Annotated in this window: 15 protein-coding genes and 2 pseudogenes; 8 read left to right on the forward strand and 9 right to left on the reverse strand. The window is 46.9% G+C overall.

The features are described 5' to 3' along the window. Both V6C93_RS25090 and V6C93_RS25095 read left to right on the forward strand, forming a co-directional pair. A pseudogene (locus tag V6C93_RS25090) lies at window positions 1–338 on the forward strand (hypothetical protein); the annotation flags it as partial. A gap of 125 nt (window positions 339–463) precedes the next feature. Then, complete coding sequence (locus V6C93_RS25095; protein WP_333479399.1) at window positions 464–790, forward strand: antibiotic biosynthesis monooxygenase; 327 nt, start codon at window positions 464–466, stop codon at window positions 788–790. A 288-nt stretch (window positions 791–1,078) separates the two neighbouring features. Here the strand turns inward: V6C93_RS25095 and V6C93_RS25100 are convergent. The 5 genes and pseudogenes from V6C93_RS25100 to V6C93_RS25120 all read right to left on the reverse strand — a co-directional run bounded on the left by V6C93_RS25100 (window position 1,079) and on the right by V6C93_RS25120 (window position 4,389). Continuing rightward, window positions 1,079–1,894, reverse strand: a pseudogene (locus V6C93_RS25100) (radical SAM protein). Then, window positions 1,891–2,772, reverse strand: a complete 882-nt coding sequence (locus tag V6C93_RS25105; RefSeq protein ID WP_333479401.1) for an alpha/beta hydrolase — start codon at window positions 2,770–2,772, stop codon at window positions 1,891–1,893. Before V6C93_RS25105 ends, V6C93_RS25100 begins: the two are co-directional and overlap by 4 nt. Window positions 2,773–2,888: 116 nt before the next feature. Next, complete coding sequence (locus tag V6C93_RS25110) at window positions 2,889–3,293, reverse strand: heavy metal-responsive transcriptional regulator (RefSeq protein ID WP_349262834.1); 405 nt, start codon at window positions 3,291–3,293, stop codon at window positions 2,889–2,891. Window positions 3,294–3,566: 273 nt separating this feature from the next. Further along, window positions 3,567–3,860 (reverse strand): hypothetical protein, encoded by a 294-nt coding sequence (locus tag V6C93_RS25115; RefSeq protein ID WP_333479418.1) that lies wholly within the window; start codon window positions 3,858–3,860, stop codon window positions 3,567–3,569. A gap of 358 nt (window positions 3,861–4,218) precedes the next feature. Continuing rightward, complete coding sequence (locus tag V6C93_RS25120; protein ID WP_333479403.1) at window positions 4,219–4,389, reverse strand: hypothetical protein; 171 nt, start codon at window positions 4,387–4,389, stop codon at window positions 4,219–4,221. A gap of 471 nt (window positions 4,390–4,860) precedes the next feature. Between V6C93_RS25120 and ald the strand changes: the two genes are divergently transcribed. Further along, a complete protein-coding gene (gene ald, locus V6C93_RS25125; RefSeq protein WP_333479404.1) occupies window positions 4,861–5,949 on the forward strand; it encodes an alanine dehydrogenase in 1,089 nt (362 codons plus the stop codon). Between the two features lie 82 nt (window positions 5,950–6,031). Here the strand turns inward: ald and V6C93_RS25130 are convergent, their stop codons facing one another. Together V6C93_RS25130 and V6C93_RS25135 are read right to left on the reverse strand one after the other, a co-directional pair. After that, window positions 6,032–7,765: a putative bifunctional diguanylate cyclase/phosphodiesterase gene (locus V6C93_RS25130; protein WP_333479405.1), complete on the reverse strand. Its 1,734-nt coding sequence runs from the start codon at window positions 7,763–7,765 to the stop codon at window positions 6,032–6,034. A gap of 240 nt (window positions 7,766–8,005) precedes the next feature. Next, window positions 8,006–11,830 carry a PAS domain S-box protein gene (locus V6C93_RS25135; RefSeq protein WP_333479406.1) on the reverse strand — a complete coding sequence of 1,275 codons (3,825 nt, stop codon included), beginning with the start codon at window positions 11,828–11,830 and terminating at the stop codon, window positions 8,006–8,008. A 1,149-nt stretch (window positions 11,831–12,979) separates the two neighbouring features. Here V6C93_RS25135 and V6C93_RS25140 point away from each other — a divergent pair. Continuing rightward, complete coding sequence (locus V6C93_RS25140; protein WP_333479407.1) at window positions 12,980–13,372, forward strand: response regulator; 393 nt, start codon at window positions 12,980–12,982, stop codon at window positions 13,370–13,372. Window positions 13,373–13,536: 164 nt separating this feature from the next. On the opposite strand, the gene V6C93_RS25145 is transcribed toward V6C93_RS25140, so the two are convergent. Then, entirely contained in the window at window positions 13,537–15,999 is a 2,463-nt protein-coding gene (locus tag V6C93_RS25145; RefSeq protein ID WP_333479408.1) for an ATP-binding protein, read from the reverse strand. A 166-nt stretch (window positions 16,000–16,165) separates the two neighbouring features. On the opposite strand from V6C93_RS25145, the gene cobN reads away from it, so the two are divergent. From cobN to V6C93_RS25165, 4 genes are all read left to right on the forward strand, one after another. Then, window positions 16,166–20,203, forward strand: a complete 4,038-nt coding sequence (cobN, locus tag V6C93_RS25150) for a cobaltochelatase subunit CobN (RefSeq protein WP_333479409.1) — start codon at window positions 16,166–16,168, stop codon at window positions 20,201–20,203. 201 nt (window positions 20,204–20,404) lie between these two features. After that, entirely contained in the window at window positions 20,405–22,621 is a 2,217-nt protein-coding gene (locus V6C93_RS25155; RefSeq protein ID WP_333479410.1) for a PAS domain S-box protein, read from the forward strand. Then, window positions 22,621–23,079: a response regulator gene (locus V6C93_RS25160; RefSeq protein ID WP_333479411.1), complete on the forward strand. Its 459-nt coding sequence runs from the start codon at window positions 22,621–22,623 to the stop codon at window positions 23,077–23,079. The genes V6C93_RS25155 and V6C93_RS25160 overlap by 1 nt, the downstream gene beginning before the upstream one ends. Before the next feature lie 134 nt (window positions 23,080–23,213). Further along, entirely contained in the window at window positions 23,214–23,642 is a 429-nt protein-coding gene (locus V6C93_RS25165) for a response regulator (protein ID WP_333479412.1), read from the forward strand. 8 nt (window positions 23,643–23,650) lie between these two features. Here V6C93_RS25165 and V6C93_RS25170 read toward each other — a convergent pair whose 3' ends face one another. After that, complete coding sequence (locus tag V6C93_RS25170) at window positions 23,651–25,633, reverse strand: PAS domain S-box protein (protein WP_333479413.1); 1,983 nt, start codon at window positions 25,631–25,633, stop codon at window positions 23,651–23,653. Window positions 25,634–25,867: the final 234 nt, after the last annotated feature.

Consider the following 25,867-nt stretch of genomic DNA (forward strand, 5'->3'; position numbering starts at 1 on the left):
GGGGTGAGCCAGGAAGCCCGCCCCTGATCAGTGCTACTCGTGTCGCCTGCTCCACAAGATTGGCTAACTTATTTTTTGGTAATCCCTTAGGGCACGTTCAACGAGGGGGAATGCCATCTGCCCTTGATCGCATTATCACCACCGCCTTTGGTAAGGCAGCCGTTGATTTAGGTACTCAAAAAAAGTATGACCAAATGGTAACATGGCAAAAAAGTCAAGTTGTGAATGTTCCCTTAGAAAACGTTTTGCTCCAAAGTCCATCTCCTGTTAGCCCCAATAGTTATTTGGTGCAAACAGCAAGAGCATTGGGGACTTATATTGGTGAGCTTCCGGACTAGGTGGCAAAGGCGGTCAGGAAGACAACTAGACTCTCACTTTGGAACATAACTAGTAACCGTGATTTTTGCTCACTTATGTAACTCACCTACTATGCTTAACTGTGGTGTGGTTCAACGAGGATAGTATGTCAGAGTTTCTCGATTTTCTGAGACATAAGTTTGCTTACGTGGCAATTGGAGAATTTAAACCTGGGAAGTTTGAAGAGGCCAAGCAACTCTATGAAAAAGCGGTTTCTACCTACGCCGAAGGCTTTAAAGGAGCCTACCTCCTGCAAAAGCCAGGAACTGACGAAGGAATTGCTGTCATTTTTTGGGAGAATGTGGGAGATATGGAAGCTAATCAAAATGAGGCTTACCATGCGCTTTTAAAAGAGATGACACCTTTGTTTGCCAAAGCACCAACCACTGACTTTTATGAACTTGTCAGTGAAATTCACGCCCAAGAGGAATGACACCCTCTCTCACTAAGTCGAATAATATCTGAGAGGCGAATAGTGAGAACTTTAGTCCTCTTGTCAGAGGCACTTTAGTGCCTACTACAAACTAGGGTTTGTGTAGGGTGGGTTATGGCTATGCCTAACCCACTAAAGCCTCGAATAAAAGTGCGTTACGCAACCCTAACACACCCTACAATTTGGCTGGAGTTTTCGGAGATATCTATGGGATATTCCAAAGCTGATAGATATCAGAATTCAGCTGACCAGACAATTTTAGATTTTAGAGCTGACAGCTGATGACCTTTATCCAGCAGCACAACGTACAAGTATTCCCGTGGAGTTGTGAATTAGATTTGTTAAATCCTGAATAATTTCAGTACTCACACATTTAAGCAGTTGTACCGGGTAGGGAGACTCTTCACTGGCTGTATGATTCTCCCGCCCACCCAACTGACGGGTTAACGGTTTGGGGCGCTTGGGGGTGTTCAGTTGAATTTCATCGGGCACGAGGGATTGCATCAAGTGAATGTAATGGGTTTGGGTGTCCATGTCCCAAGGTGTCAGAAGCATTGTTTGAATAGCTATTTCCCCGCTAAACTCAGCTCTAAATTGCTGTATTCCCTGCCAAATATTGGCTAAATCAATCCCCTCTACAGGTTTATTAATACGTCGCAGTTGGTCGGGTGATGTGGTATCGAGTTTAATGGATACTTTATCAGCGAAGCTTAGTGCCTTACGAACCTCTGGATTTCCCAGTAAGGTGCCGTTAGTCAGCACTAGGGTGGGATGACCTGTGCATTGCTGAATGGATGTTATGATTTCTCCTAAATTCAGTGCTAATGTGGGTTCACCACTGCCACTGAGGGTGATAATATCAACATCCCAAGGAGTAAAAGATTGCAAATCTTATAAAATTTTTTCGGTAGAAATATAGATAGCGCGTGAAGCGAAGCTATCCCGAAGGAAATCGCACGTTTTTTGTTGAATTTCCCCTAGCTGGCAATAAACACAATTAAAGGAACAAATCGATACTTGACCAATAGGGTCAATACCCAAAGAGCGCCCATATCGCCAGGAGGAAACGGGGCCGTACACAGAAGAGAATGTTGTACTTGTCATAATTCAGTTGGAACATACGCCTCAGGTATAGAGCCATGCTCCCTCTGTTGTTCCAAAAAAGCCTCAACAGTTTGGTTAAAGGCTTCAGACTGTACCAAAAACGGCCAATGATTACCGGGAACTTGGCGAATCTCTAAGTTTTTCAGGGATGTTCTGTAGGGTTTAAGTTGCCAATTTGTGCGGTTAACCCCTTGTTCTGGCTGGATGAACAGGGTGGGGATATCAATGGGATCAGTCAACCCTGCAACTCGCATCACGTCCTCAAAAATCTGATCGCGGGCTGGGATAATAAATTTGCTGCCCCAGCGACCATCGGATTTTTGTTCAATGCCTGCCTGGAAAACTTGCTGTTGCAATGAACTCCATCCCTGATATAAATTTAACTGACGGGCTTGCTGCTCGGCGTCTTCATAGCTGGCAAATGGTCCCATGCCTTGGAGGAACGGCAAGACCCGATATAAGAAGGGGAATGTCACCTTCATCACACTGGGCATTTTCCAGACAAATATCGGATCGACCAGAATCATACTGCGCAAACATTCAGGATGTTGCCGTGCCCAGATGAGTGCGACTTTGCCTGTCCAAGAGTGACCCAGAACATGAGCTGAAGACCACCCCAAGTGTTTCATTAGGGCTTCTAGATCGGCGATCGCATCGGTAAAGGTATAACCCCTATCCGGCTTACTACTTTCACCATGACCGCGCATATCCGGTGCAACAATATGGTAGCGATCGCCTAGAGAATCTCCCAAGCTCGACCAAACGAGGGCATGGTCAGCTAAGCCATGCAACAACAGTAAGGGTTCCTTTCCTTGATTCCATTCTAGGTAAGAAAGTTGGATATCAGGCAAGGATAAGATTTGACGTACAGGTAGCATGACTTCTTGGGGCAGTTACGAGACAGCATCCCTAGAAATAGTACTCCCAAGTGTAATCACTATTGAGGCAGCCGGAAGCTACGCAGCTATATCCACCTCTTTAATGTCGAACGCAGTTATTCACTTCTGGCTCCTTGAATGTTTGGACAGATTGTCTGGGCAATGCGATCGCCGGGTGGTTGTTCTTGCCAGCCAGACAGTAAACCCAACAGTTCCGACTTGAGAATTTCTAAGGCTTCAATTTGCTCAGTAATGGCCTGTACTTTGAGCAATAAATGCTGCTTCACCGTACCACAGGGCAACTCACCGGAGTCGTGGACTTCCAGGATATCGCGAATCTCACTCAAACTGAGCCCTAAAGATTGCGATCGCTTAATAAATGCCAGGCGATTGAGCACCTGGCTGTTGAAAAGGCGGTAGCCAGATTCCGAGCGAGTCGTGGTCGGTTCGAGAAGGCCAATCTCTTCATAGTAACGAATTGTCTTAACCGACATTCCCGTAAGATTGGCAACTTCGCCAATCTTGAGTCCCTCATGGACACGAGATGCAGCATCGCTTTGCCCTACCCGACTCTTCGGGTTCGGCTTAGTATTAGGGGAACTCCTCCCCTTCAGATTCTGCTTTGCAGTACGGGGAACGGAGCGATCGCGTTCCGCTTCACTATCGAGAGCAGAGTTGCCCATCGTTTCTCTAGTTGTGGTGAACGAGAATCCTTATCCAATTGCTTGCGGGTGCTGAGCGCTTTTTAAAGCACTAACAACGGTATGAGGCTGGAATCCTCATCAACCCATCACTTAGCGAGGTGGCTGACGTTTGGTAGTACTGAGCATCGGTAAGGCAGGGCGCGACGAGGATGGAGGAAGATAGTGTGTAACAGGCTGATCGGCTAGCTCAGTCTCCCGACGCTGAGTTTGCCACCAGCGGAGTGCTACGGCTAGCACTACCATCATTAATCCAAAACTGAGAAGTGACCAGCGCTCACCAACGCCACCAAGCACAGCATCTACAGCTCCGACAATAACGATAAAGCTAGAAATTGGCTCTTTGCGGTAAGCCGCCTTTAAAATTCGAGGCAATAAAGCATTCATCACGGCTTGTTACTTACTCTATTCGATATTAGTATTTAATCTACTTCCAGGTTATCTCATTGGCGTCCGAACAACGAGCCGCATCTACAGCACTGACTCTCTATAAATTTTTGATCGTTTGAATCACGTCTGCCAACGTCATGAATTTTCTGAGTTTACCTTTAAATAGATTTGTGACCCAGTCCAAAAATGGGTATAAGCCCCCGGAATTATCCCCCAAGCTTTAGAGATGAAGGTCAATCCCAAATCCAAAATCCTCGCCTTCAAAATCGAATGACGATGGCTTAGTCTGTTCAAATCTCAAAAGACGGATGAAAAGCGATGGAAGTTTCTGGTGCGCTAGAGCCGAATTTTTGTCTTATTTTAGACCCAGCCAGGTTAGCAGTCCTTGACCCGTCGAGTACTCAATAATCAAAGTCAAGAGAAAACCAATCATTGCAGCCCGACCATTCAATCGTTCTGCGTAGTCGTTGAAGCCAAACTTGGGTTCTTCGAGCTGGGGAGTTGTGGTGGGTTTGGGCTGTGTCATCGTTTTATAACCTCACGCTTCTTAGTTACATTCCTTTAACAATTTTAATCGTTCTTCAATCAGGAACCATTGTCAAGCCTGAAATTAGGATTGGGGATCAGGCAAATTTTCTTCAGTTCCTTATCCCTAGCGGCTTTCTAGCCAGAAGGTTATTCCGCCCACAAATTTTAATAGCCATACTGGTATTTAAGACCTCTTGAAAAGGGCAGCAGTCTGACCAAGCCTCGATCCCAGAAGGAGTGTTTGAAGACTGCTCAATTTGTTCACCTCTTGTACCTGGAATGTTCGTAGGCTGTTCGTCGTTAGCGGAGCCATTGGGTAGGCGAATTGGATTTGTGTAGCCGCCGACTATAGCCTTTCGCCAACTCGTGCAAGATCTGAGTCAAGCACTCCTACAAGGTGTCGGAATTAATCATTCACCGTTGCCTAATGCCGTCAGGAAAAGCATCGGTGCTTAATAGAGGTAAAAAGATGGAAATAGGTGTTCCCAAAGAAACGAAAGACCAGGAATTTCGTGTCGGTTTAAGTCCTAGCAGCGTCAGAGTATTGTGTGAAGCGGGTCACGGTGTGTTTGTTGAGAAGGGTGCGGGCATCGGTGCTGGATTCACGGATGAAGACTACGAGCAGGCAGGAGCAAGGATTGTCTCGGAGGCAGACGAGGCTTGGAATCGAGACTTAGTGGTTAAGGTGAAGGAACCGCTCAAGCCAGAGTATCAGTTTCTCCAAAAAGGGCAGCTGCTGTTTACCTATCTACACTTAGCAGCCGATCGCGCTCTAACTGAACACTTGATTGATTGTGGGGTCAGTGCGATCGCCTATGAAACTGTCGAACTTCCCGATGGTAGACTACCCCTGCTCACCCCCATGAGCATCATCGCTGGTCGTCTTGCTGTGCAATTTGGGGCGAGGTATCTAGAACGCCAGCAAGGAGGACGGGGTGTTCTTTTGGGTGGTATTCCAGGTGTTCGACCCGGTAAGGTGGTGATTATCGGTGGTGGCGTTGTCGGCACGGAAGCCGCCAAGATTGCCGTAGGGATGGGTGCCCAAGTGCAAATTTTCGATGTCAATGTGGAGCGCTTAGCTTATTTAGAAACCCTCTTCGGCTCCAGGGTAGAGCTGCTCTATAGTAGCTCAGCTTCTATTGACGAAGTTGTCCCAGAGGCCGACTTGCTCATTGGTGCGGTTTTAGTGCCAGGGCGTCGAGCACCCATCCTGGTGCATCGGAGTTTAGTGCAAAAGATGCATCCGGGTTCGGTCATTGTTGACGTTGCTGTAGATCAAGGTGGCTGCATTGAGACCTTGCGACCAACCTCTCATACCAATCCTACTTATGTCGAGGAGGGCGTTGTTCATTTTGGCGTTCCCAATATGCCGGGAGCTGTGCCTTGGACAGCCACACAGGCACTCAATAACAGCACACTTCCCTACGTCCTCAAGCTGGCGAATCACGCGTTAGGCGCTCTAAAACTCGACTCTGCTTTGGGTAAAGGGCTCAATATCCAGCACCATCAGCTGGTTCACCCAGCGGTGCAGCAGGTGTTTCCAGATTTGGTGGGGTGAGAAGTCATTAGTCATTGAGCCGACTAATGATCAGGCACGGGCAGCAAAAGAAGATGAGCTTCTTGCTGCCTATGCGATCGCCTCAACTCGACGAGATTGGCAGGCGCTTGCTACCACTGAGTACCTCTTCAAAGGCTTGGGCTGATAAAGGAGGGCTGAACCAATAGCCCTGAATCTGATCGCACTGATGCCCGTGGAAGAAAGCGAGTTCAGCTTCCGTTTCCACTCCTTCAGCAACGACCTTCAGATCCAGACTGCGAGCCATTTGCAGAATAGCGGTTGTAATCGCCTCGTTCTTGGCATCTTGTGTAAGCTGGGAGACAAATGAGCGGTCTATCTTCAAAATATCGAACGGCAATTGTCTTAGGTAGCTTAAAGAGGAATAACCGGTGCCAAAATCATCAATCGAGATTTGAATACCGAGGGCTTTTAATTCACTCAAAGTTGCGATCGCAACTTCAGGGTTTTGCATCACTGTACTTTCAGTTAGTTCTAACTCTAAATACCTAGGGTCAAGTCCAGTTTCTCTGAGGATTTCCACGATTAACTCACTCAGATGCGGTTGACTAAACTGATGTCCTGATAAATTGACCGCGATCCTAATAGGGGGTAATCCACTACTTTGCCAGACTTGAGCCTGGGCACAGGCTGTCCTTAAAATCCACTCTCCCAGTGGGATGATAAACTCAGTTTTCTCCGCCAACGGAATAAATTCACCCGGCGAAACGAAGCCTCGTTCTGGGTGACACCAGCGCACTAGGGCTTCTGCTCCCTCAATTTCTCCGTTTCGCAGATTCACCTTAGGCTGATAGTAAACCTGGAATTCTTGACGTTCCAAAGCTTGGTGCAGCTCAAGTTCGAGTAATAGCTCGGCTTGAGATTGAGTCCCGATCGAGGCAATGTAAAACTGATAGGGCGTCTTTCCCGGCTTCTGAGCTTCTTCCCTGGCGGCGCTGGCATGTTTAATCAGGGTGTCTAAGTCACGCCCATCGCGCCCAAAGACGGCAATCCCAATCTTGGGCGTGAGAAAAAGTTCATGGGTGCCCACACGTAACGGTGAAGAGAAAGCATCGATGAGACTTTCCGCTATCTTGGCAACCTCGCCACGATTAGGATTCGGGGTTAGAAGAATCACAAATTGAGCAGCACCCAAATGAGCAACCGTGTCCAGTGTACTGACGCAATTCTGAAGCCGTTCTGCTACAGCCTGGAGCAATAAGTCACCACTGCTCGGTCCAAGGGTATTGTGAAATCGTTTGAGCTGCTCAAAGCCGACCGAGAGGATGGGAATCCTGCGCTGGCGGGCATGGGATTGAGCAAGTAACTGATGCAATCGCTCTTGCAACAAGACTTGATTGGGCAGCTTGGTCAAATGGTTATAACGCAGCAGGTAGTCTAGTTGAGCTTGCGTCTGCTGAAGTTCAACACTATGCTGCTGGGCTAGAGATGCTTTTTTTTGCAGTCGAGTAGCGATCGCATCTAGTAATTCCGCTCTGGTAAACGGTTTCGTGAGGTAATCATCTGCCCCCAAGGACATGGCCTGACGCCAATCTGCGCGATCAACTTTGGCGGTGAGAAAAATAAACGGAATGGTTGCGGTGGCTGGGTCTTGTTGCAATGCCTTTAAAACACCATAGCCATCGAGCTTGGGCATAAGCATGTCGCAAACAATCACATCAGGCTGTTCGCGGCGAGCCAATTCTAGTCCACTCTTGCCATTATCTGCACCAAGGGCCTGAAACCCTTCTGCACTCAGGAGTTTGATTAGATTAACGCGAATCGCTCGCTCGTCCTCTATTACTAGAATTTTATACATCGGTTCTGGTCCTTTGAATAGGCTAAATTGACACGATAACGTGACGGAAGTGCTGTGTAGCGATGAATTGGCTAGTTAGTTTAACCCTGGCTTGAGAAGAGCAGATTCATCGGTTATGTAATTTGGCTTGCGTCTCCGAATCGTGTTTGTTTTGTTGTGTAATACCATTTGGGTTTAAACTTGCTTGGCACATTTGAATTTCTGAAACTGCCTACTGGCAGGACTTTTAAAATCCAAAATCTAAAATCCAAAATCCAAAATGGTATGAGGTGGCAGACGATTCAATACAGGAAGAGAGAAATGGTTTTTTAAGGGCAGTGACACGGTAAATCTCGTTCCTCTTCCCACTTCACTCTCTACGGCGATTTCACCCCGATGTAGGTCAACGCAGGTCTTAACAATCGCAAGCCCTAATCCTGTTCCAGCGATCGCACCTACATTTTTCGCCCGATAGAAAAACTCAAACAGTCGGGATTGGTCTTCTCTCGGTATCCCTATACCCTGATCTTCTATGTGGAAAATCGCTTTGTCATCCTGACAAGTCAGTTTAAAGTAAACCTGAGCCCCTGCCGGAGAATACTTAATTGCATTCAAGAGTAAGTTACTCAGCAGTTGCCTGAGCAGTTTTTTATCCATGCAGGCTAAGAACCTGTGACCTCGACACACCAACGTTAGCGTGTGTTGGATGCCTGAAGGAGTTGGGTTTAAACTCATCCCTCGCTGAATCTCGGCAACTAACTCTTGGCAGAACTCATTGAGTAATAGCGGTTCTGGGTTAAATCGAACTTGTCCCGCTTCAGCGGTGCCAATAAACAGCGAATCTTCCAATAGCTGAAGCATGTGTTTGACAGCATCTTGAATCAGATGTAGCTGTTCCACTTGGTCTTCTTTTGTCCATTCGTAGTATTCCAGTAACTCCGCTGTGGACATGATTGTCGCCAGTGGCGTTCGGAACTCGTGAGAGGTAATGGAGATAAAGCGAGACTTGAGATCTCCCAATTCTTTTTCCTTGGAGAGTGCATTCAAAATCTCGACTTCTGCTAACTTACGCTCTGTAACGTCTTCCGCAATCCCTGCAATACGCTCAGACACACCGGCTGGATTGAAAATATGAAAGGCACGCACCCAGACCCAACGCACTGAACCATTCGGTCGCACAACCCGATACTCCTGATCAAAATCTTGCACCTGTTGGAGACATGAAGTCAAGGCAGCTTTTATGCGATCGCGGTCTTCTGGGTGTACACTGTCCAACCAAGATTTCGGCTGCTCGTACAAACTCTGAGTGGTGCGTCCCCACAGTTCCTCATAGGCGGGACTGATGTAGAGTATCTGACTCAGATCAGGAAGAGTCAAGAAGAAAACTTCACGGATGTTTTCTGTCAACTGACGAAACTGCTCTTCCCTTAAGCGCAGCTCCTCCTGTGTTTGTTTATACTCTGTGATGTCAAAGAGGACGCCATCTAAGCACAACAGACTACCATCTGCGGCAAATACTCCTTGGCCTTTCTGGTAGACCCATCTTACACTCCCGTCTTTTCGGACAAGTTGGTACTCCAGCACATAAGGCTTTCGTAGTGCTACATACTCTGATATAGTCTGCTGAATCCTTGCTCGATCTTGGAGAGCAATGACGCTGGCAAACGTCCGGACTTGATTGTGGAGAAAGTCAGCGGCAGGATAACCAGACATCTCTTCAATCACATCACTAAGGAAATCCATTGTCCAGTCATCATCATAGGCACAGCGGTAGACGACACCAGGGATATGGGCAACTAAAGAACGGAATCGTTCCTCGCTCTCTCGCAATGCTTCTTCCGCCTGCTTCTGCTCGGTAATGTCACGCCCCATCATTAGGACTTGATCTTCACCATAGAACACCGTCCGAATCTCGTAGTGACGCAGTTCTCCCTTGAGCCATATCGGCGCTTCTGAAACTTGAACCTTACCTGTCGAGAAAGCGGCTTCTACATCAGCAATCACTCGAATCGCTAACTCCTGTGGCAATACCTCAGCGATTTTTTTCCCCAGAAATGCTCGAGCAGGGATCAGCGTCTGGCTATTTTTTGCTGGGATAAAGTCTATATAGGTACCATCTCGACGAATTCGCAGCAAGGCATCAGGAATAGCCTCAAGCAGGGCGCGGTTTGCCGCTTCGCTTTGCCGTAACGCTTGCTGTGCCAAAAAGCTTTCATTCCACAGAGAGATTGCCGCTGCCGCACTTCTGAGCAAATCAACTTCGGAGGCTTGCCAAGGGTGGTCTTCTGTACAGTTGTCAAAGCCAATAAACCCAAAAAACGTGCCATTGACTGTCAGGGGCAAAATTAGAATCGAAAGGATGCCCTGACGTTCTAAAAGTACACGTTCTGATTCGGGAAATTCGGTAACACTACCGGCAATAATTTCATTTTGCGACAAAATTTGACGCCAGCGGGGGAAAAGGTCGTCATAAACAAGGTTTTGCCCTGTCGCATCATCAATTTTCGGCCTAATTGCTGGGGCACACCATTCAGCCTTTGGACTCATGAGCAGACGACCTCGCTCATCTCGGTGGTTTTCAAATACGTAAACGCGGCTGGCACCGGAAACTTGTCCCAGTACTTTGAGAATCTCGTTGTAGGGCTTTTGTCTGATAAACGCCTGCTGAGTGTCCCTCTCAAATGCTAATAATCGACGCTGCACTTCGACTAAGGCCGCTAAATAACGTTCGCGTTCTGCCAGTGCCGCTTCGCCTAGATGGCGCTCTGTAATGTCATGAAGGGTGCCACAAGTACCAGTAATTAGGCGGTTAGCATTAAACGTTAATTGGGCGAATACCTCGATCCAGCGATAGCTACCGCAGGCAGTTCGGTAGCGAACCTCATGGCGGCAGTATTCTTGTTTGCCTTCAATTAAGAGTTGAAATTCGTCTAAGTTGCGTTGCCGATCATCGGGATGAACGTAATCTAAAAAGGGAGTGCCGATACTATCTGCGATCGCAAAATCGGTAATTTTACTCCAAGCCGGATTCAAAAAAGTCCAATCTCCCTTAATATCGGTCTGAAAAATGACTTCTTTGACGTTGTCAACCACTGAACGATACTGTTCCTCTCGTTCTCTTAGAGAGGTTTCCACTTGTTGGCGTTGCTCAATTTCCCCTTGAAGCTGGAGGATAACCTCCTTCAACTCCGCTAAGGCTTGCCTTAATTCTTGGGTTCGCTCTTCTACTCGTATTTCTAGGTGGTTTTTGGCTTGTTGCAAAGCCTTCTCTGTCAATGTGCGATCGGTAATATCCTGGCCTAAAGAAGCAATACTAATTACCTGACTATCAGAGTCAATCAGCGGTGTGTTGTACCACTCACAATAAATTTTTTGCCCTTCTTTGGTGCAATTTTCATGGGTGTTTCTTGTCCCATTTTTTTGCTGTAACAACTGCTTTCCAAATTCGTATACTTGTTCTTTTCTGCTGTCAGGCACGATCAGTTCAACGGCATGACGCCCCAAGACTTCGCTTTTGCTATAGCCAAAAATCTTTTCAGCTGCTGGGTTCCAGTCCACAACCTCAAAATTCGGTGTCCATTCAATCACAGCTAATGGAGTCTGCTGAACTAGCAGGGAAAGGCGTTGTGTATATGCTCGTAGCTCAGCTTCAGTCTGTCGATGCCTTTGAATTTCTTGGGCTAGCGCTTGATTTGCCCTTTCCAGATTGAGGAGGTTCGGCAGCCCTAACGCTTGAGGTATTGAATGCACCAATTTCCTAGCCATGTAGAAAGCAACTCCAGCACCAATTGCCTTGAACAAACTAGAAAACCCATAATCAGGGTGCCACACACTCCATAATTCCAGCAAGTGAGTGGTACTACAGGCAAGAATGAAGGCGCAGAACAGCCAGAAAATTTTCTGAAAAGGAATATCAGGACGCTGCTGTAGGAAATAGGCTAAAAGCAGCGAAATAGAGAAATAGGAAAGGATAATGATAAAATCACTGGCTATATTTAGCCTAAGAATACTCGACTTCCAGAGAGCGCCATATCCGTTGGAGATAAAACTTCCATCAAAAAATATCTGTATGACTTTGAACATCATCTCATCATAGTTCCGGATAATGGCGTGTGAATGTTTAGCTCTAAAGTAACTCAGATAAGTTTATTTTTTTCCTCAATATGGACTATTCTTCAAAACTTTATTAATACTTTTAGAGAAAAATGAACCTTCTATATAAGTTGTTTTATAAATTTTATCTAATACATTAAATATTTTTATTTTATTATTTGTTAATGTTCACGCTGTTTGGATGCGTCTAACTTATGAATTATATAAAATCACACTCGAAGCTCATACAGCTAGATAATTTGACGAAACCACAAACGTTTAAAGTTTTGCAGATGCAAGTGACTGAGAGAGGTATAGCTCTCGTCCCCTAAAAACTGACCTACTAATCTCTGTATTATTATTTATTTTCAAGAGATTAAAAGATTAAAACATGGGTGAATTAATAGGTGTTGCAAAAATGATACTTTATCAAAAACATAGAATTAATATGATAACTTTTAAAATGAATTAACAAAATTAATAAAACCTACATAAGAAGAATTTAATTTCGGCTTGATTGTACATAAACAACTAAATTATCTTAGTATAAAATAGTCAAAAAGTAAGTTAGTTGAACTGGGTTTGATGACTCATTTAATTCAATACAGTTTGTGTTTGCTCTTCATGTAACCTGAAATTGTTACAACAACCAAGCCTCAACTTCAATCTGAGTGCAACTCTAACTGTGCCCCAACCCCTGTTCTAAACAATTCATCGATAGTCCAGGCAACTCCCTAGACTTGATAGATTTGAACGTTAATCATAATCGTTATGAGTATGGCTTGCTAGTCCCCAGTGTACTCATATAGTAAGTAATACTGCCCCACTAGTAATCGAGCTCACACACTTCAGCCGTATCCCGTCACTAGGGTGAATTATTCGTTGTCACAAAAAAATTCAATCAAGTTCACAAGTTGCCACAGGATGCGATCGCTGATCGAGGAGGAGGTTTGTCGGATATTAAACTTGGCATGTTCAACACTGCCAGCCAAGGACGGCAGACCTATTAGGGTATAAATACTCAGTGCTTACACAATCTTTACTTCTTTTTATAGAAGCTTCACATCAGCTTGCCGTTAAATCACAAAAACTAGGTGATATGGATAACAGGGGAAATTACCAAAACAACAGGGATAATCACCTATGTGTCTAGCGCTGGTTGTAGACGATGATCCAACACAACAACTAATCATCTCCAAACTTCTCAAAAAGATTGGCCTAGAAGTGATTGTGGCAAGTGATGGTGTTGAAGCACTAGAGCAGGTTAAATCAACCTCTCCAGTACTCGTGATTTTGGACATCCTCATGCCGCGAATGAATGGCTACGAAGTCTGTCAGCAGCTGAAGTCAAATGAGAAAACTCAGCATTTACCAGTGATAATGTACTCTGGGCAAGAACGAGAATTTAATTTCTTAAACACAAGGAGCAAATCTGGAGCTGATGCTTACCTCTCTAAGCTTTGCCGTCCTCAAGAACTTCTCAACACCATTCATCAGCTGTTACCAAAGAAAAAGCAATCAGCAGCTCTGAGTTAACGGAGCATCAAGAATTCGTAATTTTTAATTTGTAATTCGTAATTACCCCTCATTAGGAATCTGGGGGGTTGAAACCAGTAAAAAATTTGTCTTTTTCCATCAATGAATTGAGAGGCTTGCATCCTGAATTAATTAATTAGTAATTACGAACTACGAATTACTAATTATTTGGTCACCGCCGACTTGACCATCAAGGCTGTCACTTGCCGTAATAATTGTACAGGTTCGATAGGCTTAGGCAAGTAATCATCGACGATCGCATGTAGGTCTTCCTCTTGGTTTTCAGTGAGAGTGAAACTGGTTAAAGCTAGAATTTTAATTTGTTGAGTGGATGGTGAGGTACGCAGGCAATGGGTTATCTCATAACCATCCATTCCCCGTAACTGCCAGTCAACAATCACAGCATTGGGTTGGAGTAGTTCAATTTGCCCAAAGGCGGTGGAACCATCCACTAACCAGACGACATGATAACCTGCTGCTGTGAGGATGTCGCATATTGAAGTGGCACTATCTTCATCATCTTCTACTAAAACAATGCTGCCTTGAACCGTAGAACTACTAGTGGAAGTTGCCGTTTCTCTGGTCGAGTTGGCGGAAACTAAGGGTTGAGCTGGCAACCAAACCGTAAAAAAAGAACCCTCACCGACTACAGATTCAACCTCAATTCTCCCCCCATGTAGTTCTACCAACTGTTTCGTCAGCGCTAAACCCAGACCAGTCCCTTCATAGTTGCGCTGGTACACCGCCTCTATCTGCTGAAACTTTTGGAAGAGAAGGGGTAAGTGTTCCTCAGCAATACCAATGCCCGTGTCTTCAACTTGAAACACAGCCAGGTGCTGCTCTCGCCAGACTCGTAGAGTTACCTTCCCGCCTGAGGGAGTAAATTTGATAGCATTACCTAGGAGATTAAAAAGAATTTGCCTAACTCGTCGCTGATCGGCACAGAAGCGATCTTGAGCGTTGTCCACTGGGTGGTGTTGAGCTTCACCCCGTTTCGCCAGCACTAAAGGAAGCGCTCCGTTAACGCCTGGTGCTGTTATTCGCACATCCATCTCCAATTCCACCTGGCGAAAGTATGCTTTTTCCTGAAAGGTTCTCATCGTTTGGCGAGCCAGGTTACTTAGAGAAAACTCGCTGATGTTCAAGACGGCTTTCCCCGCCTCAACTTGAGACAAATCCAAAATATCGTTGATTAGCTCCAAGAGATGTTCTCCACTCTCTTGGATATTTTTTAGATAGCGTCGCTGTTTTTGAAGAGGAACCTGCTGCGAACCATCCTGACCAAAAGACCAGCGCAACAGTGTTGCAGACATCCCAATCACACAAGTCAGCGGCGTTCGTAATTCATGACTCATGGTGGCTAGAAATTCACTCTTAGCACGGCTAGCGGCTTGAGCCGCTTGCAGGGTATCTCGAAGCTCTTGCGTGCGCTCAATCACCCGCTGTTCCAGGGTGGTCTTTTGCTGTTGTAACTGAGCGTACAACTGAGCTTGGTTGATAGCAACCGCGACATGTTCGGCAATCTGCTTGAGAAATGTTTTTTCACTATCTCGCCAATGACGCGGTTCAAAACACTGATTGGCAATGAGTAATCCCCACAGCTTGTCCTGCACGATAATTGGTGTAACCAACTTAGCGCGTACCTGAAAGCGTCGCATCAGCTCTAAGATGCAAGACGAAGCCGGGTAAGCCGCTTCGACATCATCAATGCCTAAAGTCACCCCTTGGCGATATTTTTCTCTACAGTTGGGTCCTTGTTCCTGGGCTGAGCAGTCCTCCTTTTCCATCACACTGATCGCTGAAGAGATAGCCTCAGACGCTCTGGCTTCATAGGCCACTCGACCCCAACGGACTATAGATTCCAGCAGTGAGACTTTAGAAGTTGGGAGTAACTTGGATGCTTCTATCGGGTCTCCTGCACAGGGAATCTCATCTAGGATACCGACAGAGGCACAATTAAATTCGTCAAATTGATAGATCAATAATCGATCAACCTGGAGCAACTGTCGCACCTGCTCAACGGCTGTTTGCAGAATGACCGGTAAATCTAAGCTCTGGCGCATTTGGGCGGTTACCTGATGCAGTAGTCGCTCCTGTTCAACCTGTTGGCGCAGCGCCTGTGCGACTAGGGGTTGACAAACAGCAACGGAGGATTGGATGAAGTCGCTGGTTGTGCCACAGGCAAAAATTTCCAGTAGTGAGAGCGTAAATTCGGTCTGAAGGGCTGGATCATTAGTTCGGAGGCTGCTTTGGGCATAATGGAGTAATTTTCGGGCAACGGTATTGTTGCTCTTGTGGTCAATTCGTTGAGTTAGGAAGGAAGCGATCGCCCTGGGCTCGAAGGTCAACCCTACCTGATACAATCTCGACTGAGCCTCATACCCAGCGATCGGCTCTGGCTCCTGCGGTTCCCCTAATAACAGCACACTAAATCGTTCTGATACTAGAACAGCAAACCGTTGGGTCTGAGGCTCAGGAGTTGCGGCCTCATAAGCAAGACCCTCTGCCGTCATGAGGACAGCCTCCTCACCGAGCGTTAACTTCATCTGCTGTAACAAGTCTTGCAGCCGCTCAAACATAGCCAATGGCAAAGTTCGGCTGAATTTTGGATCACCCAGTATAGGCATTGCTTTGGTCTATGTGTGACGCTTTTCTCCCTTCGTTGATGCTATTCGAGACCTAATGACCCAAGGGTAATATATTCTTCAATCTTCATCATTTGCATCTACCCGCCGACTAAAACATGAGATAACAAATTGGAGTCGCTATTCGACCAAGCCAGAGGACAAAACCATGCATCGCATCGCCGCAACACCAGGAGGGTGGAACCCTCAAGCAGAAGGCGTGATTTTCATTGAACAGTCACCAGCACCCATTGTTGTTCTGACAGCAGCGGACACAGATATTCAGACTCTGGCAGCATCAACCTCTCAATTACCATTGGATTTCCCTGAAGTACGGGTGGTCAATCTTTTGCAGTTGCAGCAGCAACTAACGATTGATACCTATGCAGAAAATGTCTTATCGTCTGCTCAGATTATTATTTTACGGCTCTTAGGGGGACGTGCCTACTGGTCTTATGGATTAGAGGTAGTGCAGGAGACCGTACAACAAACCAATGCAGCTTTGGTAGTGTTGCCAGGAGATGACCGCCCCGACCCAGATTTAATTAGTCATTCTACAGTAACGCTTGCTGTTGTTAACCAGCTATGGCGCTATCTCACAGAAGGCGGCAGTGAGAATTTTGCGAACGCCCTTAAATTTGTCGCTGATGTTTGCCTGGGGCAAACTTATAATCCACCACCGCCAAAACCCGTGCCTCGTGTTGGGCTTTATTTCTGGGGATTGGGTAATGGGAACCAGGGAAACCAGGGAAACCTGGAAGAGAATTCTCTCCCTCGTCTGCCTCATCCAAAATCGAAAATCCAAAATTTAAAATCCAAAGTTGGGATTTTGTTCTACCGTGCTCATTACTTGGCGGGTAATTTAACACCAATTGATGCGTTGTGTCAAGCTTTAACTCAGCGGCAGTTGGAACCTGTCCCTATATTTGTCTCTTCGTTACGTGACTCTGATGTGCAGGCCGAGTTGTTGACGTATTTTCAGCCAAAAGAGGGTTCTGGAATTGAGCTGTTGCTTAATACAACAAGTTTCTCTCTAGCGAAATTGGACGCGGAAACCCCTCAGTTGGAGTTGTGGAAGCGTCTGGATGTACCGGTATTGCAGGTTATCTTCAGTAGTGGCACGGTGGAACAGTGGAATTCGCAGTTTCAAGGGCTGACGCCACGGGATACGGCGATGAATGTAGCGCTGCCAGAGGTGGATGGGCGTATCATTAGCCGTGCGATTTCGTTTAAGTCGGTGCAATCCTGGAATCCCCGACTGGAAACGGATGTTGTGGTGTATGAGACGGTGCCTTGCCGCATTGACTTCGTTGCTGATTTAGCGGGGAGTTGGGTACGATTGCGGCAAACCCCACCGACTGAACGACGCATTGCTCTGATTTTGGCAAATTACCCGAACCGCGATGGACGCCTTGCTAATGGTGTGGGGTTAGATACGCCTGCGAGTTGTGTGGAAATTCTGAAGGCGTTGCAGCAGGCTGGTTATCAGGTTGAGGATGTTCCGGAAACTGGGGAGGAGTTGATTGGGCGGCTGACTTCTGGGGTAACGAATGACCCGGAGGGGCAGGATTTTCGTTTGGTGCGGCAGGAGTTGTGTTGGGAGGAGTATGGAGAGTATTTTGAGGGGTTGCCTCCGGAGGTTCAGAAGGGTATGGGTGAACGATGGGGATTTGGTTTTGAAACGAACCACAGAGGCGCAGAGGGCACGGAGGAGGAGGGGAAGAGAGGGGATTCCTGTTCGGCGTTTCCTATTTCAGGGATTCAGTTGGGGAATGTGTTTGTTGGGATTCAGCCTTCGCGCGGGTATGATGTTGACCCTAGTTTGAATTATCATGCGCCGGATTTGGAGCCGACTCATGCTTATCTGGCGTTTTATTATTGGCTGCGGCAGCATTTTGGGATGCAGGCGGTGGTGCATGTGGGTAAGCATGGAAATTTGGAGTGGTTGCCAGGTAAGAGTGTGGCGCTGTCCCAGAAGTGCTATCCGGAGGTGGCGTTGGGGGCGATGCCTCATTTGTATCCGTTTATTGTGAATGATCCGGGTGAGGGGTCTCAGGCAAAGCGTCGTTCACAAGCGGTGATTATTGACCACTTGACACCGCCGATGACTCGTGCACAGTTGTATGGCCCGTTGCAAAAGTTGGAAGGATTGATTGATGAGTATTATGAGGCGCAAAGTTTAGATCCTAAGCGATTGGGTGTGATTAGCGATCGCATTACTCAACTCATCCTCCAAGAAAATCTCCACCAAGATTTAGGACTTGAAACAGACGAAGTCCAAAACCCAGAATCCAATATCCAAAATCGGATTGATGGCTACCTGTGTGAATTGAAGGAAGCCCAAATTCGAGATGGTCTTCATATCTTTGGACGATGTCCCGATGGGCCTCAATTGCGGGATTTAATTGTAGCCATTGCCCGTCATCCAGATCATGGTCGTATCGGTTTAACTCGTGCTTTAGCTCAAGATTGGGGCTGGGATTTCGACCCTCTTACGGCTGATTTGTCAAGGGTCAACAATGTAGGGGCGGGCTTAGTTGATTCACGCAAAGATGATGTCTCTGTCGTAATGTCCAAACCCTCCCCTACAGGGGAGTATGGCAAAAATTGTCGTACTGTTGGTGACTTTGTTGAGGTACTGGAACAACAAGCCGCGGAGTTCGTGGAACAGCTAATCCAACATCAGATCCCCCCCTACCCCCCCTTAAAAAGGGGGGCTTCCAAAATCCAAAATCCTTTGGTGGGAGATGCAACACAACGAGAATTAGAATGGATATGCGATCGCCTGCTGCCTTCTCTCCAACAAACTAACCAAGAAATTACCCAACTGTTGCGAGGATTGGATGGGCGATATATTGAAAGTGGCCCATCTGGCGCACCGACGCGAGGACGCCCGGAAGTCTTACCCACAGGACGCAACTTCTATTCCGTTGATATTCGTGCGATTCCCACAGAAACAGCTTGGGCGGTTGGACGAAAGGCGGCTGAAGTATTAATTGAGCGCTATACCCAAGAAAATGGTGAATATCCCAAAACGCTGGGACTCTCAGTTTGGGGAACCTCAACCATGCGTACTGGCGGCGATGATTTAGCAGAAGCTTTAGCTTTATTGGGGGTTCAACCGATTTGGGATTATCCTTCGCGCCGAGTGGTGGATTTTGAAATCCTGCCCGTGTCAGCTTTGGGGCGTCCTCGTGTGGATGTGACGTTACGAATTTCTGGCTTTTCCCGCGATGCTTTTCCTAACTTAATTAGTTTATTTGACCAAGCAGTGGCAGCCGTTGCCGCCTTGGATGAATCGCCGGAGGATAATCCCTTAGCCGCGCAAGTTCAGCAGGAAGAAGAGATGTGGCTATCCCAGGGGTTGAGTCAGGAAGAGGCAGATGTGCGATCGCGCTACCGCATCTTTGGCTCTAAACCCGGAGCTTATGGTGCTGGGTTACAAGGTTTAATTGAAGCCCACAACTGGACGGATGAGCAAGACCTTGCCCGTGCTTACATTAATTGGAGTAGTTACGCCTATACGAGTACCCCCACTAACTCCTCCTCACTAAAACTTCAGTCGCAAAGTGGAGAAACTGAGGGAGTATCTACCCCTCCCCTTAATCAGGGAGGACTGGGGGGGATAGCCGCACCTGAAGCCTTTAATCAACGCCTCAAGCAGATGCAGATTGTACTGCACAACCAGGATAACCGGGAACACGATTTGCTTGATTCTGACGATTATTACCAATTCCAAGGCGGTTTAACAGCTGCGGTGCGGGCGTTAACAGGGAAGAATCCTCACACCTACTTTGGTGATAATTCAATTCCTGAAAACCCAAAAGTTCGGCAACTCCGAGAAGAAATTGCACGCGTGTACCGTTCTCGTGTTGTCAATCCTAAGTGGATTGAGGGAGTGATGCGGCACGGTTACAAAGGTGCATTTGAAATGGCAGCAACGGTAGATTATTTATTTGCCTACGATGCTACCGCTAATTGTGTGGAAGACCATATGTATCAGGGCGTTGCCTGTGCGTATATATTCGACTCAAAGGTGCAGGAATTTATCCAACAAAAGAACCCTTGGGCGCTGCGAGATATGGCTGAACGGTTACTAGAGGCGCATCAACGCGGGTTGTGGAAAGCGGTGAAGGGTGAAACGTTGGACAAGTTGAGAGCGATCGCTCTTCAAGCTGAAGCGGTGATTGAAGGCAATCATTCTTAACAGTGAACAGTTGGATGAAAAAATATCCATGTACAAAATTTGGGTTCGCAGCAAAGTCAGGATATTCTCTTCAGCTTTTCCCAATGCCTGGCTCGATCAGGCTTCAGTTCACGCCTTTGGTAGATGACGCTCAGCTCGAATTTTCTGCTTTATGTAGAATCTGAGCAGGCGACAAGGGGGACAAAGAAGATAAGGGGGACATTGATAGAGCTAATTACGGCAAACAGTGCAGGAGGAGTGCTTGCCCGTCGCCTCTTACCTGCTGCGATCGCTATTCCTCTGGTGTTGGGCTGGTTACAAATTCAAGGTGAGCGTCTTGGTTTATTTAACCCGGAGTTTGGAACGTCTGTTCTGGTTGTACTCAATATCACCCTCTTTCTCTGGCTAATTGGTTGGATCGCTCGACTGCTGCATCGGCTCGATTTACAACGGCAGTCGGCGGTTGAAGCACTGTACCAAGCTAATCATGCCCTAGAAGCCAGTATTGAGGAGCACGTTAGCGAAACGGCTCTGAAAGAGCATCGCTTCTTCACCCTTTCCCTCGATATGCTGTGTATTGTCGGGACTGATGGGTACTTCAAACAGCTCAACCCAGCTTGGGAAAGAATTCTTGGCTATAGTCAGGCAGAACTCCTAGCTGAACCGTTTCTCAACTTTGTTCATCCCGAAGACCTCGCAAGAACCCGTTTGGAGGTTGAAAACCATGCGGCTGGTAATCCCGCTGTCAACTTTGAAAATCGCTATCGTTGTAAAAATGGCTCGTACAAGTGGTTAGCCTGGGTATCGGTTGCAGCTCCTGAAAACGGCTTATTGTATGCTGTTGCTCGCGATGTGACGGCTCGTAAACAAGTAGAACAGCAGCTAGAGCAACAGGCAGCGATATTGCAAAGGCAAGCTGACCTGCTGGAGTTGGCATACGAGGCAATTATTGTCCGGGATGAGCATGGAGCCATCACCTACTGGAACCGAGGCGCAGAATCCATGTATGGCTGGACGCGAGACGAGGCGTTTGGTAATGTTACTCACGTTTTCTTGCAGACCCAATTTCCTGAGGCAGATATTGACCTCGACAAGCTGCTTGTGCAACAGGAACGCTGGCAAGGGGAACTGGTTCACATCTGTAAAGATGGTAGGCAGGTGATTGTTGAAAGCCGTCAGGTATTAATCCGCAATGAACAGGGGATACCCACTGGATTTTTAGAGGTGAATCGTGACATTAGCGAACGCAAGCAGGCAGAAACCGCTTTGCATAATCTCAACCAGGAACTGCGGCGACGGCTGGCAGAATCTCAAACGCTACTTGAGGTTATCCCGATCGGGATTGGCATTGCTGAAGACCCCGAATGTAAACAGATTCGAGTCAATCAAAATTTTGCTAAGCAGTTAGGTATTCCCCAAACCACTAACGCTTCCCTCAGCGCTCCCGATGATGAAAAACCCAGTTTTAAGGTTTATCAGAACGGTCGAGAACTGGCTCCAGAAGAGCTACCCATGCAATACGCCGCTGCACATGGGGTTGAGGTGTTGGATTTGGAAGTGGATGTGGTTTATGACGATGGCACCGTGTTGACACTACTCGAATATGCTGCACCGTTGTTTGACGAAGCTGGGAATACCAGAGGCAGTGTGGGTGCCTTTTTGGATATCAGCGATCGCAAACGGGCAGAAGCAGAAGTTAGACAACTCAACGCGAATCTGGAACAGCGAGTCGAGGAGCGCACTGCCCAACTCCAACAAGCGAATGAGGAATTAGAAGCTTTTTCTTATACCATTGCTCACGACCTCCGGGCACCTTTACGCGGTATCCAGGGGTATGCTCAAGCTCTTCTGGAAGATTACGGCGAACAACTGGATGAAGCCGCACAAGATTACATTCAGCAAATCTTTGTGGGTATTAATCGTATGAACGCTTTGGTTCAAGACTTGCTAGCATACAGTCGCCTCAGCCGAGAACAAATTAAACTTTCAGGGGTTCAACTGGCACAAGTTATGGTAGAGGCTCAAGCACAGTTAGGAACAGAACTAAGCAATCGGCAAGGCCAGCTTACCATTGCAGAGCCTCTCCCTTCAGTCATGGGACATCGTCCTACCCTGGTACAAATCGTGGTTAACCTGCTCTCGAATGCCAATAAGTTTGTCGCGCCGGGAGTCCAACCCCAAATTCGAGTTTGGGCTGAGCAGAAGGAGAATGGGGTACGCCTGTGGGTCGCAGATAATGGCATCGGTATCGCACCTCAGTATCAAGAGCAGATTTTTGGAGTCTTTGAGCGGCTGCATGGCAGAGATACTTACCCAGGTACAGGCATTGGTTTGGCGATCGTGCGAAAAGGGGTAGAGCGTCTAGGTGGACGGTTTGGCATAGAATCTGTCCTAGGTCAGGGGAGTCGATTTTGGGTTGAGTTACAGGGAACGAAGTGATGAACAGTCCATACAATTCGACAATTTTGCTCGTCGAGGACGATCCAGGAGATATCTTTAGAATTCAGCGGGCATTTCGCAAAGCTAACTTAGCAACTTCCCTACAAGTGGTCACTGACGGGGAAAAAGCCATTCAATATCTCAGTGGGCAAGACCCTTACCAAGATCGCGATCGCTATCCGTTACCAGTCTTGATGCTGCTTGACCTCAAACTCCCGCGCTACTCTGGCTTTGAGGTTCTGTCTTGGTTGAGAACTGAGTCTAACGTCAAACAGTTACCAGTGGTCGTCTTGACCTCTTCCGACTACCAGCAAGATATTGATCGCGCCTACAAGGTAGGAGCCAATTCTTATTTAGCCAAACCGCCTGGACCTGATGCGCTGTTGGAGATGGTACAGACAGTTGGGCTTTACTGGAGCGTCCTCAATCGTCCACCTCAAATAGAAATAATGAGTTAAATCAATTTGCCTTGTCAAACAAAAGCCAGAGGGCTTTTATGTACAAGGGATGCATAGTGACGGGTCAAGGTTTCAGTATTTGGTGAGAGTCTTAATCACCTTGGCTACTGCTATACAGGAAATAGGGAACGGGTATGGTAGAGATGGTAGACAAACAACAGAAGCTGGTTTTAGCTATAGAAGACGAAGCATCTGATTTGTTTCCCCTAAAACGGGCGTTCAATCAACTCGGTTCAGAGTTTGTGCTTCAAGTGGCCCAGACTGGTCAAGAGGCGGTTTGGTATCTCGAAAGCAAAGAACCTTACTGCGATCGCTCCCAATACCCCCTACCTGTTTTAATCATGCTGGACTTGAGACTGCCGGGAATGTCTGGTCTAGATCTATTGAAGTGGATACGGCAACAACCCCAATTCGACAGCGTTCCTGTGATTGGTTTAACCGCTTACGGCAATCGCGATTTAGCCCGTGCTTATGACTTGGGTATCAACTTCTACTTGCTCAAACCTGTAGAAGCTAACTCATTAGCCGAAGTGTTGCAAGCACTTGATTTATATCAAAGTTGACAATCCTATTAAAGTTCATAAGCAAAAGTACAGCTTGGGGGAGAAAATGGCAGCGTAACGGTAAACGTCGTTCCTACACCAGCTTCACTTTCTACAGTAATCTGACCCCCATGCAAATCCACACACTTTTTTACAATAGCTAACCCTAGACCTGTACCAGGAATTGTGCCAACATTCCTGGCACGATGGAACGACTCAAATAGTTGAGAAAAATCTTCGGTTGGAATGCCAATACCAGAGTCCTGAATTCTTAAAGTAGCGGCACCTTTTCTACATTCGAGGTCAAACCGAATTGTGCCACCATCCGGGGAATACTTGATAGCATTCGAGAGCAAATTGGCGAGGATTTGTCGCAGAAGTTTTTCATCAAGACAGGCGTTAGTACAGTTACATTGAATATTACTGGTGATGGTAGTTTGGTTGCTAATACTAGAGCAAAATTCTTCCACCAGTCCCAAGCAAAATTCTTCTAAGTTCAACTGTGCCGGGTTGAATTCCAGTTTCTTCATCTCAGCTTGACCGATGAACAGCACATCGTTGACCAAGTTGGTCAAATGCCTGGTGCTTGCCAGAATTCGCTGGAAATGAATCAGTTTTTTCTCCTTTGACCATTTGTGTTCGTAGCGTTCGAGTAATTCAGCCGAAGACTGAATAATAGTCAATGGGGTGCGGTATTCGTGAGAGATTGTGCTAATAAATCTGGATTTAAAGTGGCTGAGTTCTCTTTCTTTTTCCAGAGCATTGCGGAGTTCTTCTTCTGCTCGTTTGCGTAACCGAAGCTCGTCGTAGACATCGCTAATGTTCCGGACAACGACTTGAGCCGCTGGCTTCTCTTGATAGGTAAAGGGAGCCGCTGCCACCTCGACATCGATAACAGTCCCATCGAGTTTAAGAAACTTCTCTTCCCTCCGCTCGACCGGTTTCCCTTGTTCTCTTAGGTGTCGTATCCGTTCGGAGGCAATGTCCTGATCGTCTGGATGCACAATATCGAGTACGGGTCGGTTAATCAACTCGTCCTGGCTTTTTGCGCCGAACAGTTTAACGGTTGCACTATTGACAAAAAGGAATCTTCCATCGCATTGGACAAATATGGCATCGGGAGATAATTCCACAAGTTGTCGGTAACGTTCTTCGCGATCGCGCACGTCCTGTTGTGCCTGTTCTCGCTCTTGCATCTCAACAAGCAGTAGTTCATTCGCCTGCCGTAATTCCTGGGTGCGTTCTGCCACTCGGATTTCCAGTTCGTCTCTGGCTTGTTGGAGTGCCTCTTGAGCGAGCTTGCGATCGGTGATATCCTCTATCAGTCCTTCAATCACTGGCTCATCTTCAGTAGTATTCAGGGTTTGACTCACCGAGAGCCAGATGAAACTGCCATCAGAGCGGCGTAACTGTACCTCACGCTCTGGGTTCAAGGAGTCGAGTCCCGCTTCTAAGTTTGGGAAAAGATCTTGCCAATTGAGGGAAAAGGCTTCTTGTAAAGAATTGACACCCAATAAACGCAAAAACGCGGCATTCCCTTCTAAGATTCGTCCCTCTAACGTTGCACGAAACACCCCTACATTTAATCGATTCAGCAGAGATTCTAAGCGCATCTCCAGCCGCAAAACTTTCTGCTGAGACTCAGCTCGTTGCAAACATGAGCGTACCGCAATGGGTACGCGAATATAATGCTTGGGGGACTTGATAATGTAATCATCTAACCCCGCCTTCATGGCTTCGACGGCAATCTCTTGATTACCACTCCCTGTAAACATCAGGACGGGGCAGTTGGGATAGCGAGACTTAATCTTTCGTAGAACGATCAGTCCATCAGTCCAACGGATTTGGTAGTCTGTGATGACCAAGTCGAAATTGCCTGCGTTTAAGGCGCGGCTGAAACCTTCTGCCTGGACAACTTCTTCGACTTGTAAATCGGGAAATTCACGCCTTAGTTCATAGACGATCAGAAGCCGATCTTCTGGGCTGTCATCAATTAGTAGAAGGCGAAGCATCTATCTTTGAGATTTTTGCTCAACAACAGAAATTACAAAAAAGCTTCGGTTTTGGGAGTTGGGAGTCGGGAATAGGGAAAGAGAACTTTTGTCGTGGATTTAAAGCCCACATCATAAATAAAAAACGTTTGATTTACTAGGTAATCATTGCCTCTTGATTCAAATATCCTTGCTTCAATCCCACGTTTTTTTAACATGGGTTCACCCCTCTATACTCCCGATTTCCCATTCCCC

Source organism: Allocoleopsis sp., assembly GCF_036703385.1.
Classification (GTDB): domain Bacteria; phylum Cyanobacteriota; class Cyanobacteriia; order Cyanobacteriales; family Coleofasciculaceae; genus Allocoleopsis.

What these genes read in the sequence shown, in the direction of transcription:
- V6C93_RS25095 (WP_333479399.1), top strand. Translation starts at nt 464, where the DNA reads ATGTCAGAGTTTCTCGATTTTCTGAGACATAAGTTTGCTTACGTGGCA.
- V6C93_RS25105 (WP_333479401.1), bottom strand. Translation starts at nt 2,772, where the DNA reads ATGCTACCTGTACGTCAAATCTTATCCTTGCCTGATATCCAACTTTCT.
- V6C93_RS25115 (WP_333479418.1), bottom strand. Translation starts at nt 3,860, where the DNA reads ATGAATGCTTTATTGCCTCGAATTTTAAAGGCGGCTTACCGCAAAGAG.
- V6C93_RS25120 (WP_333479403.1), bottom strand. Translation starts at nt 4,389, where the DNA reads ATGACACAGCCCAAACCCACCACAACTCCCCAGCTCGAAGAACCCAAG.
- ald (WP_333479404.1), top strand. Translation starts at nt 4,861, where the DNA reads ATGGAAATAGGTGTTCCCAAAGAAACGAAAGACCAGGAATTTCGTGTC.
- V6C93_RS25130 (WP_333479405.1), bottom strand. Translation starts at nt 7,765, where the DNA reads ATGTATAAAATTCTAGTAATAGAGGACGAGCGAGCGATTCGCGTTAAT.
- V6C93_RS25135 (WP_333479406.1), bottom strand. Translation starts at nt 11,830, where the DNA reads ATGATGTTCAAAGTCATACAGATATTTTTTGATGGAAGTTTTATCTCC.
- V6C93_RS25140 (WP_333479407.1), top strand. Translation starts at nt 12,980, where the DNA reads ATGTGTCTAGCGCTGGTTGTAGACGATGATCCAACACAACAACTAATC.
- V6C93_RS25145 (WP_333479408.1), bottom strand. Translation starts at nt 15,999, where the DNA reads ATGCCTATACTGGGTGATCCAAAATTCAGCCGAACTTTGCCATTGGCT.
- cobN (WP_333479409.1), top strand. Translation starts at nt 16,166, where the DNA reads ATGCATCGCATCGCCGCAACACCAGGAGGGTGGAACCCTCAAGCAGAA.
- V6C93_RS25160 (WP_333479411.1), top strand. Translation starts at nt 22,621, where the DNA reads ATGAACAGTCCATACAATTCGACAATTTTGCTCGTCGAGGACGATCCA.
- V6C93_RS25165 (WP_333479412.1), top strand. Translation starts at nt 23,214, where the DNA reads ATGGTAGAGATGGTAGACAAACAACAGAAGCTGGTTTTAGCTATAGAA.
- V6C93_RS25170 (WP_333479413.1), bottom strand. Translation starts at nt 25,633, where the DNA reads ATGCTTCGCCTTCTACTAATTGATGACAGCCCAGAAGATCGGCTTCTG.